The following is a 16,163-nucleotide window of genomic DNA, read 5'->3' as shown; positions in this document are numbered from 1 at the left end:
ACAACCCCTAATATATAATTTTTCCATCAACCATGGTAAGTTTTCTATCTGCCATATCTGCCAATTCTTGGTTATGCGTCACAATAACAAAGGTTTGCCCAAATTCATCTCGAAGTTTAAAAAATAGTTGGTGTAGATTTTCAGCCGATTCACTATCTAAGTTTCCAGAAGGTTCATCGGCAAAAATAAGTTCCGGATTGTTTATTAAAGCCCTGGCTACGGCAACACGTTGTTGCTCGCCACCTGAGAGTTCGTTAGGTTTGTGATGGTATCTATCTTTCAATCCCAAGAAATCCAACAGTTCTTTGGCTCGGGTTTCAGCTTCAGGTTTCTTGGTTTTTTTTATGTACGCAGGAATACAAACATTTTCCAAAGCCGTAAATTCCGGTAATAATTGATGAAACTGAAAAATAAACCCAAGATGTTCATTTCTAAATTTGGCCAATGCTTTATCATTTAAGGAACCGATGTTTGTGTTGTTGATTACAAATTGGTAAGTGTCTTTCATTTCAGGCTTGTCCAAAGTACCCAAAATTTGTAACAAGGTTGTTTTTCCAGCACCTGAAGCACCAACTATGGAGACTATTTCACCTTTTTTAATATCTAAATCCACACCCTTTAAAACGTGTAAATCGTTAAAGTATTTATGGATATTGTTTGCTTGAATCATATTTAACGTAATGTTGAGGTGAATTTAATACAATAGCTTGTTCTGTACAATGATCAGCTGTGTTTCTTGTTAAAAATGTTTTTAACATGGTTGTAATCTATAAAATAAACCACTCTTATTGAAAAATTGTGATCAATAGGCTGTTTAAAAAGATTTCCCACACTATTAAAATATGTGTCTCTGGAAGCGTTTGAAAAATCGAACAAGCTATTTCTGTATAAGGCTGTAAGCATGCTTCCTGGAGCAAATTGCCATGAATAACCAAAGTCCAAATTCCACGTGTTGAAATTCACGTCTGGATTGTTTACATCGTCCAAGGTGTAACCATCATCTGTACTTAAACGTCCATTGTCTTCCAAAGTATACAGTTGATTTTCATAAGTTACCACACTCCAATAATTTCTAAAGGATAAAGATAGGGCATGAAACACATTAAAGTTATAATTTCCGGTAATGGTATTTACCAAGGTTGTTCTGTCACGTTGTCCAAATACAATATCGTCACCAATATTTTGTATATAACCTCTACCACCATTGGAATTGCTGAAGTCTAAACTGTAAATTAAAGTAAATCTATCATTAAATCTTGCTCTTGGGCTTATACCAAAATCAAAATTGAACATGTCGCGTCCTTCCTCAAACATGGTCCCAAAACCTATATTGGCATCATAGGCATACTTTTTATTGTAGTTGGAAGAAATCCAGGCACTGGCATCGACCCAATTTTCATAAATAAAGTAACGGCCTTCGGTTCTGGCTTCAAAATAATCGTATTGTTTACCCATTTCATAATTAAAACGTCCACCATAACCCAAAATACTTTTTTCCTGAAAAGAGATGCTTCCTCCAATGTTTTTACCTGTATAGGTACTTGGGCTGTATAACATGTTGTAATTTGCCCAAAAATTATAACTAAAATTAATTAGGTTGCCAACTGGCTCAAAAATCCTATAGGAAAAATCGGCACTGAAAATGCTGTAATTGTTTCTAAAGTTTATTCCTAAATCGTTGATATCGTAATTTTTGTCAGCAAGTTCGTGTCCTATGCCATATTGGTAGTTACCACTTATTTTTCCAATTTCAAATTGGGTGTTAAAACCACTTTGGTTGTCATCTTCCAAATTTAAATAACTGTGTTTTACGGCAGCATCTATACCAAGTGTGTTTTTTTTATTGGCAAAATCCAAGAGTGCTGCCGTAACATTGGCATCGCGAAAATGGCCATTACGTGTCACATTGGTATTGATTAAACTTACAGATGAGTTCCCGTTGAACTGTTGGTCTACCACAAAAATATTGTAATTGGCCAAAGGTTCCACCAGGACTTCCCTGGAACCATTGGTAACCGTATCCTTAACGGTTGTATAGGTTTTTTGTGTTATGGCATTAAAAAGCCCAATTCCCAAACCATTTTTGGTCCTTCCAGACACTTTAAAAGCATTTAATGTTTTTACTTTGTCTGGATAATCAGGAATTATTTCATTGGTTTCCAAAGTTGGATTGCCTGTGGGAGCATTACCAACACGTCTGGAATAAAACAAATTGCCTTTGGTAAATAAGTCAACTCCCTCAGTAAAGAATTGTCTTTGTTCAGAGAATTGTTGTTCAAAAGGACCCAAGTTCAACTCTACATCGTCGTAACCTACTTGGCTAAAATCTGGAATAAGTGTGGCATCCAATGTAAAATTCTCTGTAATACCATATTTCAAGTCCATTCCCATATGGTATTCATCGGTAATATCTTCATCACCTTTTTTGCTAATAATGGTTGAAGCATAAGGGTATAACATGAGTCTTACAGGAGGTTGAATGTCTTTAATTCCAATAATTTCGCCGTGGTACAAACTGGTACTGCCAACTTCTGGGTTGATGGGGTTCCAACTGTATTGCGATCTATCGGTTTTAAAATGCCTATGGAACTGCAATCCCCAAACATGTTCTTTTTTGTTGGAGAACCTTAGGGCAGAGTAAGGGATTTTCATTTCAACAATCCAACCATCATGCACTATTTTCACGGCACTTTCCCAAACAGCGTCCCAGCCAAAATCTTCTCCTATGTTTGGGGATAGGATGGCATCTGCCTGATTGCCTGTAGGAAAGACAAAAAATTCTGTATCGTTTTGAGAATCGTTATTGGGATTCAATACCACAGCAAAAAAATCGTTAATACCAAAATTGTCCCGACTTTGAAACTGTTTCATGATTTTATCTGGATTGTCGTACAGATACGCGCCAAAATAAATGGCATCGTTATCATAAGTCACACGGACTACAGTCTTTTGAGTTTCATTTTCCAAAACGCCTACATCTGGTCTAAATTGAATGAAATTCTCAGCCAATTCAGCATCTTGCCAAGCCGGATCGTTTAATTCACCATCAATTTTTGGTGCTATACTTGCCCTTTGTATGTTAAGCGATTTTTTATCTTGAGCATGTATGGTAAGATTGAAAAATAGAAAGAATAGTATAAATGAAGCAAATTTCATTATAATATGATTATGGATTGGTGTTGGTTAAAAGACAATAAAAATGACACTTTGTTACACTTTTACCGACAAATCTAAGCGTGTCCCATTAAAAACTATGCTAACCAAAAGTTAAAAAAGACGTTAAAGTGCTATTTTTAGGATGATCCTGTCTGCAATGGTGTCCTAATATGTCAGTTTTTTTTATACTTTCAGTTTGGAACATTATTTGTTAGTATGCTATGAATTAATATATTATATGACTTTCGAAAAAAATTCAAAAACCAAAACTTTAATAATAGGCATCTTTTTTGATCTCTTAGGATATGTCTCTTATGTGTTTCCTCCATTCGATTTTATCTGGGCTCCTTTATCGGCATATTTAATGACCAAATTGTATCCTGGTAAAAAAGGAAGGATAGCTGCCGTTGTAAGTTTTATTGAAGAGGCCTTGCCAATGATAGATTTTATACCTTCATTTACCATGATGTGGCTCTATACCTATGTGTTCTCTAAACAAAAACCTAAAACAACCATCGAAATAGAAAAATAAAAAAAGCCCCTTTATTTAAAGTTAAAGAGGCTTTAAGGTTTAATTTATTAAAGTATTACAAGTTATAGGTTAAGCTCACACTTATATTTCTTCCCATATTGTAAATACCTTCTGATTTTAATCTGGATAAATGGCTGATATATGTCTTGTTTGTTAAATTGCTTCCAGACACAGCAATGGATAAATTGTTATTTAACACTGGAAGTGTAGCACCAAAACCAGCGCTCAACAAATTGTATCCATCTGTTTTGGTTTCATTTAGGCTAACATGATTTTGAGCAAAGGTGGATTGAAGCTTTACAAAACCATAAAGCTGCTCCATCCATTTACTGTCCAGTTCCACGCGTAAAGTATTGTTTAGCGTATTGGCGGGAATCAAGGGTAGGTAAGTGTCATTTGTTTGTTTACCTGTTACGGTTTCAAAACTACTCTCCACATGCAGCCAATCCAGTGGATGTGGATGGAAATGAAAACCAATTTCACCACCATATAAACTAGCATCTTCTTGAACATAACTGTACACAGGTGTGCCATCTATAAAAGTGCCATCTGGTTGAAGAAAAATGTAATCGTTAACCAAATTGTAAAAGCCATTTACATAAAACTCAACATGTTCGTTTTTAAATTCCAATGAAACATCTGTTTGAAAATTTTGTTCATTGTTTAGGTTTTCATCACCAATTTCAAATCTATTGGTACCTTCGTGGGTTCCGTAAGATGTTAATTCTGCTAAATTGGGAGCCCTAAAGCCGGAAGCTAAATTTAATCTGGCAGTAATTTTGTCAAACAGTTTTGTTTTAACTCCCAAAGCCCCATTGAAACTGCTAAAATCTTTTGTGAAACCATTTACCACTTGTATGTTTCGGTTATCATATCTGGCTCCAATTTGTATGTCTGCATTTTCAAAATGTATGTGAGACATAACAAAAAGACCAAAGTCGTTTGTGGTGGCATCAGGTATTAACTGCTCTTCTCCGTAATTGGTATTTACTTGGTTCATGCCTTGTGTGCCAACTATGGTTTCAAATTTACCATAAACAGGTAAATGGTATTTCAGGTCATAATTAAAGGTTTTCAACTTCATATGAAGCGCAGCTTCCAAAGCGTCTTCATGGTCATGGTCTTCTTCATGGTCATGATCTTCTTCATGGTCATGATCTTCTTCATGGTCATGATCTTCTTCACCATGATGATGATGTTCTTCAAATTCTTTTCTATCGTTATAGATATAACCTAAATTAACTTCCAAATTGGACTTGTCAAAATAGATATTGGATTTGGAACTAAACACGTGGTTTGTGATATCTTGATATGGTAATTCTGGTGTTTTGTTTGTGTTCTGCGCTCCAATAGTTTCTGGAATCCCTAATTTGGAATGGTTCATATTGTAACGGAATTCCGTTTTAAATTGCGTTCTTTGGTACCCAATACCAGATTTAAAATCTTGCTCCTTAAAGCGCGAATTGGTTACTCTATAGTCCTCTGTATCATAATCGGAATGTTCCGTAACACTTCCTCTGATAAGAAACTTCCACTTGTCGCTGGATTCTTTGTAACCAACATTGCCAGAATAACCCAAAGTGTTTCCAAAATAAGTGGCTTCCAGGTCGGCTTCGTTGGTATTTGCTTGAGCAAATTTTTCAGGATTAATGTAAAGAACGCCTCCAAGGGCATCGCTACCATAGAGTAGGGAAGCAGGTCCCTTTATTACTTCCACACTTTCCACGCCAGAACTGTTCAAGCCCAATCCGTGTTCGTCACCAAATTGCTGGTTTTCCAGCCTGACACCTTGTGTATAAACCAAAACCCTGTTGGAGCTTAGCCCTCTAATCACGGGTTTTCCTATACTTAATCCAGTACTAATACTTTCAACTCCTGCAATGTTTGTAATCCCTTCCGCAAGTGTTACGGCTCCTTTGGCTTTTAAGTCAGACATTTTTTCCTGTTCCACTTTCATTACGTTTTCACTTTGAAGTTTATGGAATGGTGTTGAAATAATTATCTCTTCCATCTCTATGGCTGAAGGCGATAATGAAATATCCAAATTCTCTGTAGCTGGAATGGTAATGGTTTTGGAATAGGTTTCGTAGCCAATTATAGAACATACTATTTTGTAATGTCCTGTAGGCAAATTATGCAATGTAAACATCCCTTGTTCGTTGGTTATGGTTCCTTTTTCCAATTGTGGGATGTAAATACTGGCAAAGGCAATGGGTTGGTTGGTATGGCTGTCCGTTAGGGAGCCTTGTATGCTGTTTTGAGCTTGTATTACAGGAATACTCACAAAAAACAATAGGTATAAAATTGTTTTCATGTAAAAAATTTAATAGTTAATAAATGCTGAACAGTTCAGGCTTAAGAAGGATATTAACTATTAACTGGAGGACCACGAAGGGAAAAATGGAGTTTTTGAAAATCACTGATAAAGTGATATTGAGACAGTATAACCTGTTGGTTTTCTTGTTGTTCTAGCAGTTCAAATTGATTTATTGGAACCGTAAAAGCTGTATTTATTTGAAACTTATGAAATTCACAGTCTAGGTCCAAAGCGTGCAAATGAGCTTGTTTTTCCCCCAAACATACCTCATGCTTATGTGTTGAATGATCAAAAGCATGCAGCAATTTATCTACCGAAGGCGCCAACACAGTCAGTACCAAGACTAAAGAGAAAACTCTAAAAAGGATATGTTGTTTTAAGTGTAGCACTAATCTAAAAATCGTTTAAAACCCATTCTACGAAGCATTTTCTTTTCAAACTCCCAAAAGAATTTAAACTGACCAAACAGCCAACCAATACACAACAAGAGTATTTGGTAAAAAATGAGTCCAATAATAATATATAAAACCCAATAAACCACAATATTTAAGTTTTCTTTAGTAATTCCCAACAATTTAATAATCGGTTTACCTACAAACAGGGAAGAGGTTCCAGTAATGGCAAAAACTATAAAAATCCGAATCAGTTCCCATTTGTAATTAACATCCCATTTTTTTTCCAACTTTTTAAACAGAAAAAGGGTGAACTTCAATAAAACAATAAAGAGGATGGCAGTAAGTGCTAAAACTATAAGGATATGCATGTCTTTTATAAGTGCATTGGCAAGTTTAAAAGAACTGTAAAGCAACCCAACAAGTCCCAATAGGGGAAAAATCAGTTGCCAGTTTTGTTGTATGTCCCAGTTTTTTTTGAAAGTTTCCATGGCAGACTTTTAAAGCTGCAAAGATACTTTAAATTCTAGGAATATATGAAGTTAATTGTTGTTTATAAGTTAACTGAAAGTATATAAAATAGTTATACAATTTGTAATTTACTTCATAGCCATAATCTACTGTTGGATCGTAATAAATTAGTGAGTCGTAAAGTCCAGATGGATACCTTAAGGGTTGTTGGGCACGTTCATTCCAGGCAGCAACATATTGTTTGTTTCTGGTTTCCATAAAGTCTTGCTCATAATATCCTCTAGGTCTTGCACGTGTTTCCAGCCATAAATTAAATCCGGGTTCAATAATAAGTATTTCGTATTCCAAGTCGTTGTTTGCTATGCTCACTGTATCATTGCTGGCAATAGCAACTTCTTCTTTGTTGGAAGGAGTTTCCATGGATTGCGAAGACTTGCAACTGTACAAAAAGCCACAGAAAATTAAAAGTGAAAGTAAAGATTTCATAGCGCTGTATTTTATACTTAAAGATACAAAAATCATGCCTTACTTCCTTGATTTTGAAAGGCTTTAACATATACCCAAATGTTGGTATGGATTATTGGTCTTCTTTATCTGTTTCCGTTAGGTTGTTACCAGACCTTTCTTTAGGTTGATAATCTTGTTTGCCATATTGGTTGTAGTGCTTTTTTTTTTGAGCCCTTTTTCATCTGTTATGTTTTGGTATAAGGTATTTTCGTGTTCGGTTTTTGGGTTTTCTCTGTCTGCTTCCATGATTTAGTATTTTTATTCCCCTTAAATTAAACAAGTTCATTTTTATGTATGTGTTCAAAACATAAAAGGTTTGCTTTTAATGATAAAAAGAGCATGTATATGGTGTTTATTCCCAAGTATATTTGCTTTTAAGGTCAGTTTTATTAAAAACGACGTTGCAAGACTTTCCGCTAAATCATTATTTAAAACAAAAAAAGCCAAACTTCCGTTTGACTTTCCTATCGTGGATTAGTTTAATTATTTCCCAAAAAGCCCACCAAGCAAGCCACCAAGACCACCTTTCTTTTTACTTCCTCCTAAAACCATACCTGCAACATCGTCTACCACACTTCCATCGCCATCGGCATCTAAAATAGATTCCAGAAAGCTCTGTTCATTTTTAGGGGAGTTACTGCTCAATAAGCCTCCTAGTAAATCTTCAATACCAGAAGCGCTGTTCACTTGTTTTTCTCTGGTTTGTTTTCCCAGCATACCCATTAGCAAAGGCGCAGCCACTTTAAGAATGTTGGCCACAGAGCTGGAGTCCATACCTGCACGGGCACCTATGGCGTTTTCCACATGTTGTTGTTTGTTGCCTAGTACGTGTTTTAAAATATTGCCTCCATCGTCCATAACATGGGCATCCACACCACCTTCAAAAAGTCCGTTAAGGTTGTCCAAAATACTGCCATCATGTTTGCTGTTTAGTGCATTTAGCAACCCTTCTGCACCTTGTTGGGAAGTAGCGTTGCGTTTCATAGCTTGCATTAATACCGGGAGTGCCATGGTCAAGACATCGTTAGTTTTGCTTTCTGGTTGATTGGTTTGTCCAGCCACACCACTAATAATGGTTTTACCCATATCACTTTGTAATAAATCTAAAATTCCAGCCATTTTTAATTTGGTTTTAATTGAAGGGTTAAAATACAAAAAAGCCTATAAGAAAATAAAACTTATAGGCTTTTTATGGATTTTTTGTTAACAGGATCATGCATTTTCTGTCTTTAACAGGCTGATAATCTGAGATGCCAATTCGGTACCAATTCTGTCTTGTGCTTCGTTTGTGGCAGCGCCAATGTGTGGTGTTAAAGAAATTCTACCGTTCATCAATACTTGTATGGCTGGCGTAGGCTCTTCTTCAAAGGTGTCCAAACCAGCAAAGGCCACTTTGCCACTTTCCAGGGCTTTAACAAGGGCCACTTCATCTATAACACCTCCTCGTGCTGCATTTATAATACCAACACCATCTTTCATGATCTCCAATTGCTTTTCTCCTATCACATAATCATCTTGCGCTGGTACATGTAAGGTCACAAAATCGGCATGTTTTAATATTTCTTTGGTTGGCTCAGTTTCAATTTCCACATTGATAAACTGTCCGTTATAAAACTCCACCTTAATATTCGACTTGCCAACATATTTGTCGCTGGCAATCACTTTCATGCCAATTCCCAAAGCTATTTTTGCCACTTCTTTCCCAATACGTCCAAAACCAATAATCCCTAGGGTTTTACCTTTTAGCTCCACGCCATGCGCATAATTCTTTTTTAGGGATTTAAACTGGGTGTCACCATCCAAAGGCATGTTTCGGTTGGAATCGTGCAAAAACCGAACCCCTCCAAACAAATGGGCAAATACCAATTCGGCAACCGAATGTGAAGAAGCAGAAGGTGTGTTTATTACGTGTATGCCTTTGTTTCTGGCATACTCCACGTCTATATTGTCCATACCAACACCACCACGACCTATAATTTTAAGGCTCGGACAGCCATCTATAATGTCTTTACGTACCTTGGTAGCACTTCTTACCAACAATACGGCTATGTTGTTGTTATTGATGTAATTTACCAACTGTTCTTGTGCTACGGTTGTGGTTAACACTTCAAAACCTTCTTGTTCCAAGGCTTCAATTCCACTTTTTGAAATTCCGTCGTTTGCTAATACTTTCATTGAAAAATTGATGTTTCATTCCCTTTTATTATTAGGGAAGCTTTTTTGTTTTTTTAATTATAATATGAAAAACTGCCTGCAATAACAGCTATGCTTTTGTTTCTAGTTCGCTCATAACTTCCACCAAAGCTTTAACGCTTTCCAGAGGTAAGGCATTGTACATTGAGGCTCTATAGCCACCAACACTTCTATGACCATTTAAACCACTGATACCTGCTTCTTTAAGCATGGTTTCAAAGGTTTCTTTTAAATTGTCATTCGTTAAATTAAATGTGGCGTTCATAAGCGATCGGTCTTCTTTTACGGCATATCCTTTAAACAAAGGATTTAAGTCCAATTCAGAATACATGACCCTGGCTTTCATTTCGTTTTGTTCTTCAATGGCTTTAATACCTCCAAGGTTTTTTAACCATTCCAAGGTTAGCATAGATACATATACTGCAAATACAGGAGGCGTATTGAACATGCTGCCTTTATCTATATGTACTTTATAATCCATCATGGATGGGATTTTTCTGGATACTTTTCCTAAAATATCTTCTTTTACTACTACCAGAGTGGTTCCTGCTGGACCCATGTTTTTTTGGGCTCCTGCATAAATTAAATCAAATTGGGTAAAGTCTAAGGTTCTGGAAAAAATATCACTGCTCATATCACAAACCATAGGAATGTCGCAGGAAGGAAAAGATTTCATCTGTGTGCCAAAAATGGTATTGTTGGAGGTACAGTGAAAATAATCATACTCCGAAGGGATTTCATATCCTTTTGGGATGTAGTTGTAATTGGCGCTTTTGGAAGAAGCCACCTCATACACATCATCAAAAATCCTGGCTTCCTTAATGGCTTTGTCGCTCCAGGTACCCGTATTTAAATATCCAGCGCGTTTCTCCAATAGGTTAAGGGCTACCATTAAAAACTGGGTGCTGGCACCACCTTGCAAAAACAAGGCTTTATAACCTTTGCCTTCCAGACCTAATAACTCCAAGGCTAAAGACCTGGCCTTTTCCATGACATCTACAAAAGGTTTGCTTCTATGGGAAATTTCCAATAAGGATAAACCATCATTATTGAAATCCATGACTGCTTCCGATGCTTTTAAAAGTACTTCCTGTGGTAGGATGCATGGCCCTGCACTAAAATTATGTTTTTTCATAGAAAATGTATTTTAACATTCCCAAACCTGCCTAGGTAAAACAAGTGTGGAATTTATTTGTTTCTGTTTTAAACCATGGATATCAAATTACCAAGAGTGTCTTCATCCATTTCAACAACAAAGGTGCTAATTTCCTATAAAATATAAAGGGCTATTCCTGGTTTTTTTTTACTAAATTTTCAACAAAAAATCCATGGTATCCACACCGTCAGCAAAGTCCCAAAGTTGCGGTTGCTGTGTTTCACCAAATGCTAAATGACTCTTATTTAAACCTTTGGAAACCACGCACTGAATTTTTTCGGCATCTGTTTCCAGTTTGTGTTGCAATGCTTCTAAGGTTTCATATTGTTCATAAAATACCGTGGCAATAGGAGAGGCGTAGCTGCTGTCTTCCTTTACCATTAAAAAACCATTTTCCAGCATATCAAACTCGCTCATTAGGTACACGGCTTTATTATAATCGTAATTATTGGCATATTTGGTTTCGTTTATAATGGGATGCCAAGCATACATGGCCTTAAAAAAACTGTCAAAATCGTAATTTTTAGGCACAAACAATTTAGACACATTTCTACAACCCAAACCATAGTACCTAAAGATATCATGGGATAATCGCTCCAATTCCGCATCGGTTTCATTTCCGGTCAGCACAGCCACCGAGTTTCTGTTTTTTCTAATTATGGACGGTTTCCCTTTAAAATAATACTCAAAATAGCGTGCCGTATTGTCACTTCCTGTGGCTATTACAGCATCAAAATCCCTAAGTTTTTCTTCAGTAAACTCAATCTGTCCTTTAAAACCCGGAGCCACCTGTTCCAAATATTTGGCCAGATACGGCAACAAATGTTTATCGTTGCTGGATTGTTTTACCAAAACCTTGTGGCCAACCAGCAGCACACAAAAAAAGTCATGAAACCCTACCAAGGGAATGTTGCCAGCCATGATCACGGCTACTTTTTTAGGATTTATATCTTTAAAGTGATACGTATCCACAAACTGCTTAATGTTATTGTATGTCAATGCTTTAGACCAATTCTCCAAAGCAAAACCTATTTGTTCTTCGGTAAACCAACCATTGTGTTCTTTGGCCAATTTTATCTGGTGCTTAAAGCCATCAAAAAACAGCTCATTATGTGGTACCGAATCTTTTTTAATGTAGCCTTCCCTGGAAAACTGACCTAAAAAAGTCCCTAAAGTCGCAAAGGCTTTTATTCTTTCTTCTAAATTCATTATATGGTTTGGTTATGAATTGTTTTGGCGTTATTTTTGCAACTGCAAATTTACATAAAGCAAATGAGCAATAAAAGGTTTTGAATCTGATTGTAAAGGTAATTTCAACCAGAATGGAACAAGATCTTTTTTATAACCTAAATCCTAAGATTAAAAACAAAGATTGTTATGGCAATAATTATAACAGACGAATGTATAAACTGTGGCGCTTGCGAACCGGAATGTCCCAACACGGCCATTTATGAAGGTGCAGATGACTGGAGATATAAAGATGGAACAAGTTTAAACGGAAAAATTGTGCTTCCAAACGGTAAGGAAGTGGATGCCGATGAGGCCCAGGAACCTATAAGCGACGAAATATACTACATAGTGCCAGACAAGTGTACAGAGTGCAAAGGTTTTCACGACGAGCCACAATGTGCTGCCGTATGTCCTGTGGACTGTTGTGTTCCAGACGATGCCCATGTGGAAACCGAAGAAGAACTGTTGGCAAAACAACGTTTTATGCATCCAGATTCTTAATCCATAATTAAAAATCTATAAACAACCTCAAGTGAAAGCCTTTCTGCAAACAGGCACACTTGGGGTTTTTTTTGTAATACTTTTATAATAACTCAGTGTCTGGTTATAGGGTTTAAGTTTTCTTTTTTTGGAATTCAAATGAAATGTCTTAATATTTCAAGCATCCCCAAAATTCAGCATAAACAAATTTTACTACTTTTGTTAACCTTTTCAAATTTTATTTATTAAACAAAAAACACAATCATTTAAAATTTACATATAATCATTTTTAAATCTAAAAAATATGAAAACAAAAAACATCATTAAGTCTTTATTATGTCTATGCCTTTTTACAGCAATTATCTCATGCTCTGTAGAAGATGGAGAACAAGGAATCCAAGGTGAACAGGGAATTCAAGGAGAACAGGGCGAACAAGGGGACCCGGGTACTGCTAATGTCATGTACAGCGACTGGATGGATCAAGATTGGAACTTTGCAGATGGAACCACTTTTAAAACCATGCTTGTTGAAAATGAAAATATTAACGATAGTTTCTTGGAAAATGGAGGCATAGTATTAGGCTTTTTCCGCTATCAAGACAATGTGCCTTATACACTTCCTTATCAGGATTTTTTACATAACACAATCCGAACTTGCTTACCCGTTCATTTTACAGATTATGGTCAAATCCGTTTTAACATTCAAAGCACAGATGGCACAACCTTAACCGATGATGAAGTAAATGGTACTGGTGCAGGTATCAATGCGCAATACAAATATGTACTTATTCCTGGCGGCACCCCTTTAACAGGTGCAAAAACGGCTAACCAATGGAAACAATTATCATATAAAGAAGTTTGTAAAGCCCTTAATATCCCAGAGTAAGGAACCTTTTTTAAAATACATAAAAAGAACATCAGACATTATAGTACATGTCTTTAAAAAACAACAAGTAAAGCCGGAGGTATCCGGCTTTTTTTATAAAACCAACTGCTTTACTTAAATTATTTAACCGGTAACCTTTCAAAAAAAGAAAATTAAAATAGGAAATCATTCAATATAATTAGGTTAATGGTTCTATCAAAAAAAAATCACTTGTAAATCACAAAATAAGCACCTTACACAACAAACCACCATGTCTTATGCTAAGAGAACTAAAGTCACTTTTACATAACACCTTTTTTGGTAAAACTTGCAGCCTTGGGTTTCAATAATAATTGCTAAATTAAAAGCTTAAGCATGCAAGCAACAGCACTTGCAAACAAATTTGTAATATTAGCACATACAATGTCAAACATGTTTTAAAGCTTTAAAAATGTTTGTATTTTTAAAGCTGTAATCAAAACAAAAACCAAAAACAAATAAGTAAACGGTTCATGACCAATCCTTTAAACAATCCCTTTTTTTTAATTCCAGTAGTTTCTGGGCTTATTTTTATACTAGCTGGGTATGTTATGTTAAAATTTCCACCCAAAAACATAAACTCCATATATGGTTATCGTACAAATAGCTCTATGAAAAACAAAGAACGATGGGATTTCGCCCAAACCTATTCAGCTATGGAATCCATAAAACTGGGAGCCTTATTGTCTTTAATAGGAATTTTGGGGTTGTGGTACCATCCAGCAACAGCAGTAGCAATGTTTATGGGCATCACATTACTGGCTTTAACGGTATTGGCCTTATTGCTGCGTGTAGAAAATGCCATAAAAAGAAAATTCGAAAAATAAAACATACACACAAAACACTAAAAAATGAAACAACTTATAGTAGCACTGGCATTAGCAGGAATCATGATCTCTTGCAACTCTTCAGATAAAACCAAAAACAACAAAGAAACCCCTATTGAAGAAACGCCAACAGATAGCACTGCCCAGCAGTCCAACAGCACTTTTGTTGCCATAAACACCAACCAGGCCTTAATAGCAACAGCATTAATGGCTGCGCCAGAGGCCAGTAGGGACGGTTGTAAAGTAATAGGTTACAATATGGATGGCGAATTTATGACCCTGAAGGAAGGCGACAACGAATTTATTGTGCTAGCAGACGACCCAAGAAAAGAAGGCTTTAATGCAGCCTGTTACCACAAAGACCTCGAACCATTTATGGCTAGGGGAAGGGATTTAAGAGAACAAGGATTGAATGCAGCACAAATATTCGATATAAGGGAAGAAGAGGTAGCCTCAGGGAAACTAAGTATGGGGGAACCAGGATTAACCTTGCACATATATTATGGCCCAAATCAGCTTTATGATCCAGAGACCTCAAAAGTGGCAGATGCCCAATACCGCTATGTGGTGTATGTGCCATATGCTACAGCCAAATCCACCGGATTGCCAGAAAAACCCATCGCACCAAACCACCCATGGCTTATGGATCCAGGAACACACAGAGCCCACATCATGATCACTCCCTTGCCTAACAATACAAACCAATAAAATTTTTACAACAAAACCTTCCATACGCAATGAAAGTAACAGCAGAAAAAAACAAACAAATTGCAACAATGACCTTTGCCTCCGTTTATCCACATTATGTCACAAAAGTCGAAAAAAAAGGGAGGACAAAACAAGAACTTCATCAGGTCATTCAATGGTTAACCGGTTATGATGAAAAGAGTCTCCAAGCACTTATTCACAATAAAGCAAGCTTTGAAACATTCTTTCAAAAAGCAACATTGCACCCAAACGCACATTTAATTAAAGGAGTTATCTGTGGTTATAGAATTGAAGATATTGATGATGAATTTGAAATTTATAGACAGGTTAGATATTTAGATAAGTTGGTAGACGAACTCGCCAAAGGCCGTAAAATGGAAAAAATATTACGAACAGTATAGCACCAAAAACCACTTCCTTTATTAAAGACATCAAAACCCTGCCCACTGTCATATTAAGGCAACCCTGTCATCCTATGTTTGCAAAAGGATAAATATATTAATAATTATATTAGAGGATTGTTAATGAAAAATGAGAGTTTGTTTCAATAAAAATCCCAAAACCACAAAACCTGCCCACTGTCATATTAAGGCAAGCCTGTCATTCTGAGCAAAGCGAAGAATCTCAAGAACCTGTCTGCCAACAGGCATAAAATCTCACAAGAGCTTCTTCTTTTAATAAGAGCCAGACGCTTTCATACGGCCTATATATGGCTTAGGTACGGCCTATGTACGGAGTAAGTACGGAGTAACTATGGAGTATCTACGGGTGAACCCCCAAGGAGCCCTTTATTTATAAGGGTTAAGAGCGGTTGAAAACAGGCATAACCTGTATTAACATAAGTGAGTGGACTTTGAAAGATTAAGATACCCATTTTTTCTTAAAGTCCAAAAAAATGAGGCTATTATTTAAGTTGATATATGGCTTAGGTGTGTGTGATTGTTTGGAGTGGCAGAGGTTTAAGCTATGGGGTTACAATAGGTTTTAGAGTTTTTTTAATGGATTTTTATAAGATAGTTGGGTTTTACGGTAACCCGTAAGGTTTCCCCCATAATTATACCTTTCTTTACAAAACAAACCCACAAACAACTAGGGCAGGAGCTACAACATATACGTAACATCACGTATTGCAAAGCTGCTAAATAATAGCTAGATTTGAAACGGAAAGCAAAGGATAAAACCACAAAAACCTTTTGTTATCCGGCAAATGCCCCCCCTAAAAGAGTATATTTGTTATTATATAACGAGTTGTGGTTAATGTAAAAAACCGAGAAACTAAATGAATAAAAC

The 16,163-nt window shown here is 36.3% G+C and carries 17 protein-coding genes; 6 read left to right on the top strand and 11 right to left on the bottom strand.

The features are described from left to right. Window positions 1-7: 7 nt before the first annotated feature. Both D778_RS12070 and D778_RS12065 read right to left on the bottom strand, forming a co-directional pair. Window positions 8-670: an ABC transporter ATP-binding protein gene (locus D778_RS12070; protein WP_007651118.1), complete on the bottom strand. Its 663-nt coding sequence runs from the start codon at window positions 668-670 to the stop codon at window positions 8-10. A gap of 53 nt (window positions 671-723) precedes the next feature. Beyond that, window positions 724-3,156 carry a DUF5916 domain-containing protein gene (locus D778_RS12065; protein ID WP_007651116.1) on the bottom strand — a complete coding sequence of 811 codons (2,433 nt, stop codon included), beginning with the start codon at window positions 3,154-3,156 and terminating at the stop codon, window positions 724-726. Between the two features lie 238 nt (window positions 3,157-3,394). Here D778_RS12065 and D778_RS12060 point away from each other — a divergent pair, with 238 nt between their 5' ends. After that, on the top strand, window positions 3,395-3,688 hold the full coding sequence (locus D778_RS12060) for a hypothetical protein (RefSeq protein ID WP_007651115.1): 294 nt from the start codon (window positions 3,395-3,397) through the stop codon (window positions 3,686-3,688). A gap of 55 nt (window positions 3,689-3,743) precedes the next feature. Here D778_RS12060 and D778_RS12055 read toward each other — a convergent pair whose 3' ends face one another. The 9 genes from D778_RS12055 to D778_RS12020 all read right to left on the bottom strand — a co-directional run bounded on the left by D778_RS12055 (window position 3,744) and on the right by D778_RS12020 (window position 11,933). After that, window positions 3,744-6,002, bottom strand: coding sequence for a TonB-dependent receptor (locus tag D778_RS12055; RefSeq protein WP_007651114.1), 2,259 nt, complete (start codon window positions 6,000-6,002; stop codon window positions 3,744-3,746). A 53-nt stretch (window positions 6,003-6,055) separates the two neighbouring features. Next, window positions 6,056-6,394, bottom strand: coding sequence for a hypothetical protein (locus D778_RS12050; protein WP_065230332.1), 339 nt, complete (start codon window positions 6,392-6,394; stop codon window positions 6,056-6,058). Beyond that, window positions 6,394-6,888 (bottom strand): DUF6787 family protein, encoded by a 495-nt coding sequence (locus D778_RS12045; protein ID WP_007651112.1) that lies wholly within the window; start codon window positions 6,886-6,888, stop codon window positions 6,394-6,396. The genes D778_RS12050 and D778_RS12045 overlap by 1 nt, the downstream gene beginning before the upstream one ends. 28 nt (window positions 6,889-6,916) lie before the next feature. Further along, window positions 6,917-7,354: a DUF6146 family protein gene (locus D778_RS12040; protein WP_007651110.1), complete on the bottom strand. Its 438-nt coding sequence runs from the start codon at window positions 7,352-7,354 to the stop codon at window positions 6,917-6,919. 117 nt (window positions 7,355-7,471) lie between these two features. Then, entirely contained in the window at window positions 7,472-7,621 is a 150-nt protein-coding gene (locus D778_RS14620; protein WP_007651105.1) for a hypothetical protein, read from the bottom strand. A gap of 237 nt (window positions 7,622-7,858) precedes the next feature. Then, a complete protein-coding gene (locus D778_RS12035; protein ID WP_007651103.1) occupies window positions 7,859-8,494 on the bottom strand; it encodes a DUF937 domain-containing protein in 636 nt (211 codons plus the stop codon). A gap of 93 nt (window positions 8,495-8,587) precedes the next feature. Further along, on the bottom strand, window positions 8,588-9,550 hold the full coding sequence (locus tag D778_RS12030) for a D-2-hydroxyacid dehydrogenase (RefSeq protein WP_007651099.1): 963 nt from the start codon (window positions 9,548-9,550) through the stop codon (window positions 8,588-8,590). Window positions 9,551-9,638: 88 nt separating this feature from the next. Beyond that, the gene (gene serC / locus D778_RS12025) at window positions 9,639-10,703 is read right to left on the bottom strand and encodes a 3-phosphoserine/phosphohydroxythreonine transaminase (protein WP_007651097.1); all 1,065 of its coding nucleotides are present in this window, start codon (window positions 10,701-10,703) and stop codon (window positions 9,639-9,641) included. A 171-nt stretch (window positions 10,704-10,874) separates the two neighbouring features. Next, window positions 10,875-11,933 carry an acyl-CoA reductase gene (locus tag D778_RS12020; protein WP_007651095.1) on the bottom strand — a complete coding sequence of 353 codons (1,059 nt, stop codon included), beginning with the start codon at window positions 11,931-11,933 and terminating at the stop codon, window positions 10,875-10,877. A gap of 168 nt (window positions 11,934-12,101) precedes the next feature. Here D778_RS12020 and D778_RS12015 point away from each other — a divergent pair, with 168 nt between their 5' ends. The 5 genes from D778_RS12015 (at window position 12,102) to D778_RS11995 (ending at window position 15,274) form a co-directional block, all read left to right on the top strand. Then, entirely contained in the window at window positions 12,102-12,455 is a 354-nt protein-coding gene (locus tag D778_RS12015) for a 4Fe-4S dicluster domain-containing protein (RefSeq protein WP_007651094.1), read from the top strand. A gap of 283 nt (window positions 12,456-12,738) precedes the next feature. After that, the gene (locus D778_RS12010; protein WP_040492398.1) at window positions 12,739-13,320 is read left to right on the top strand and encodes a collagen-like protein; all 582 of its coding nucleotides are present in this window, start codon (window positions 12,739-12,741) and stop codon (window positions 13,318-13,320) included. A gap of 491 nt (window positions 13,321-13,811) precedes the next feature. Next, a complete protein-coding gene (locus D778_RS14830) occupies window positions 13,812-14,165 on the top strand; it encodes an SdpI family protein (protein ID WP_007651090.1) in 354 nt (117 codons plus the stop codon). A gap of 24 nt (window positions 14,166-14,189) precedes the next feature. Next, complete coding sequence (locus tag D778_RS12000; protein ID WP_007651088.1) at window positions 14,190-14,873, top strand: hypothetical protein; 684 nt, start codon at window positions 14,190-14,192, stop codon at window positions 14,871-14,873. A 29-nt stretch (window positions 14,874-14,902) separates the two neighbouring features. Further along, a complete protein-coding gene (locus tag D778_RS11995; RefSeq protein ID WP_007651086.1) occupies window positions 14,903-15,274 on the top strand; it encodes a DUF2200 domain-containing protein in 372 nt (123 codons plus the stop codon). Window positions 15,275-16,163 lie beyond the last annotated feature (889 nt).

Origin of the sequence: Xanthomarina gelatinilytica, assembly GCF_000348685.1 — a bacterium.
Classification (GTDB): Bacteria; Bacteroidota; Bacteroidia; order Flavobacteriales; family Flavobacteriaceae; genus Xanthomarina; species Xanthomarina gelatinilytica.
This window is presented reverse-complemented; position numbering and strand designations above follow the sequence as displayed.

Bases quoted from the DNA above. Each gene is read 5' to 3' on its own strand.
- D778_RS11995 (WP_007651086.1), top strand. From the start codon at position 14,903: ATGAAAGTAACAGCAGAAAAAAACAAACAAATTGCAACAATGACCTTT.
- D778_RS14620 (WP_007651105.1), bottom strand. From the start codon at position 7,621: ATGGAAGCAGACAGAGAAAACCCAAAAACCGAACACGAAAATACCTTA.
- D778_RS12000 (WP_007651088.1), top strand. From the start codon at position 14,190: ATGAAACAACTTATAGTAGCACTGGCATTAGCAGGAATCATGATCTCT.
- D778_RS12070 (WP_007651118.1), bottom strand. From the start codon at position 670: ATGATTCAAGCAAACAATATCCATAAATACTTTAACGATTTACACGTT.
- D778_RS12040 (WP_007651110.1), bottom strand. From the start codon at position 7,354: ATGAAATCTTTACTTTCACTTTTAATTTTCTGTGGCTTTTTGTACAGT.
- D778_RS12030 (WP_007651099.1), bottom strand. From the start codon at position 9,550: ATGAAAGTATTAGCAAACGACGGAATTTCAAAAAGTGGAATTGAAGCC.
- D778_RS12060 (WP_007651115.1), top strand. From the start codon at position 3,395: ATGACTTTCGAAAAAAATTCAAAAACCAAAACTTTAATAATAGGCATC.
- serC (WP_007651097.1), bottom strand. From the start codon at position 10,703: ATGAAAAAACATAATTTTAGTGCAGGGCCATGCATCCTACCACAGGAA.
- D778_RS12035 (WP_007651103.1), bottom strand. From the start codon at position 8,494: ATGGCTGGAATTTTAGATTTATTACAAAGTGATATGGGTAAAACCATT.
- D778_RS14830 (WP_007651090.1), top strand. From the start codon at position 13,812: ATGACCAATCCTTTAAACAATCCCTTTTTTTTAATTCCAGTAGTTTCT.
- D778_RS12015 (WP_007651094.1), top strand. From the start codon at position 12,102: ATGGCAATAATTATAACAGACGAATGTATAAACTGTGGCGCTTGCGAA.
- D778_RS12010 (WP_040492398.1), top strand. From the start codon at position 12,739: ATGAAAACAAAAAACATCATTAAGTCTTTATTATGTCTATGCCTTTTT.
- D778_RS12055 (WP_007651114.1), bottom strand. From the start codon at position 6,002: ATGAAAACAATTTTATACCTATTGTTTTTTGTGAGTATTCCTGTAATA.
- D778_RS12065 (WP_007651116.1), bottom strand. From the start codon at position 3,156: ATGAAATTTGCTTCATTTATACTATTCTTTCTATTTTTCAATCTTACC.
- D778_RS12045 (WP_007651112.1), bottom strand. From the start codon at position 6,888: ATGGAAACTTTCAAAAAAAACTGGGACATACAACAAAACTGGCAACTG.
- D778_RS12020 (WP_007651095.1), bottom strand. From the start codon at position 11,933: ATGAATTTAGAAGAAAGAATAAAAGCCTTTGCGACTTTAGGGACTTTT.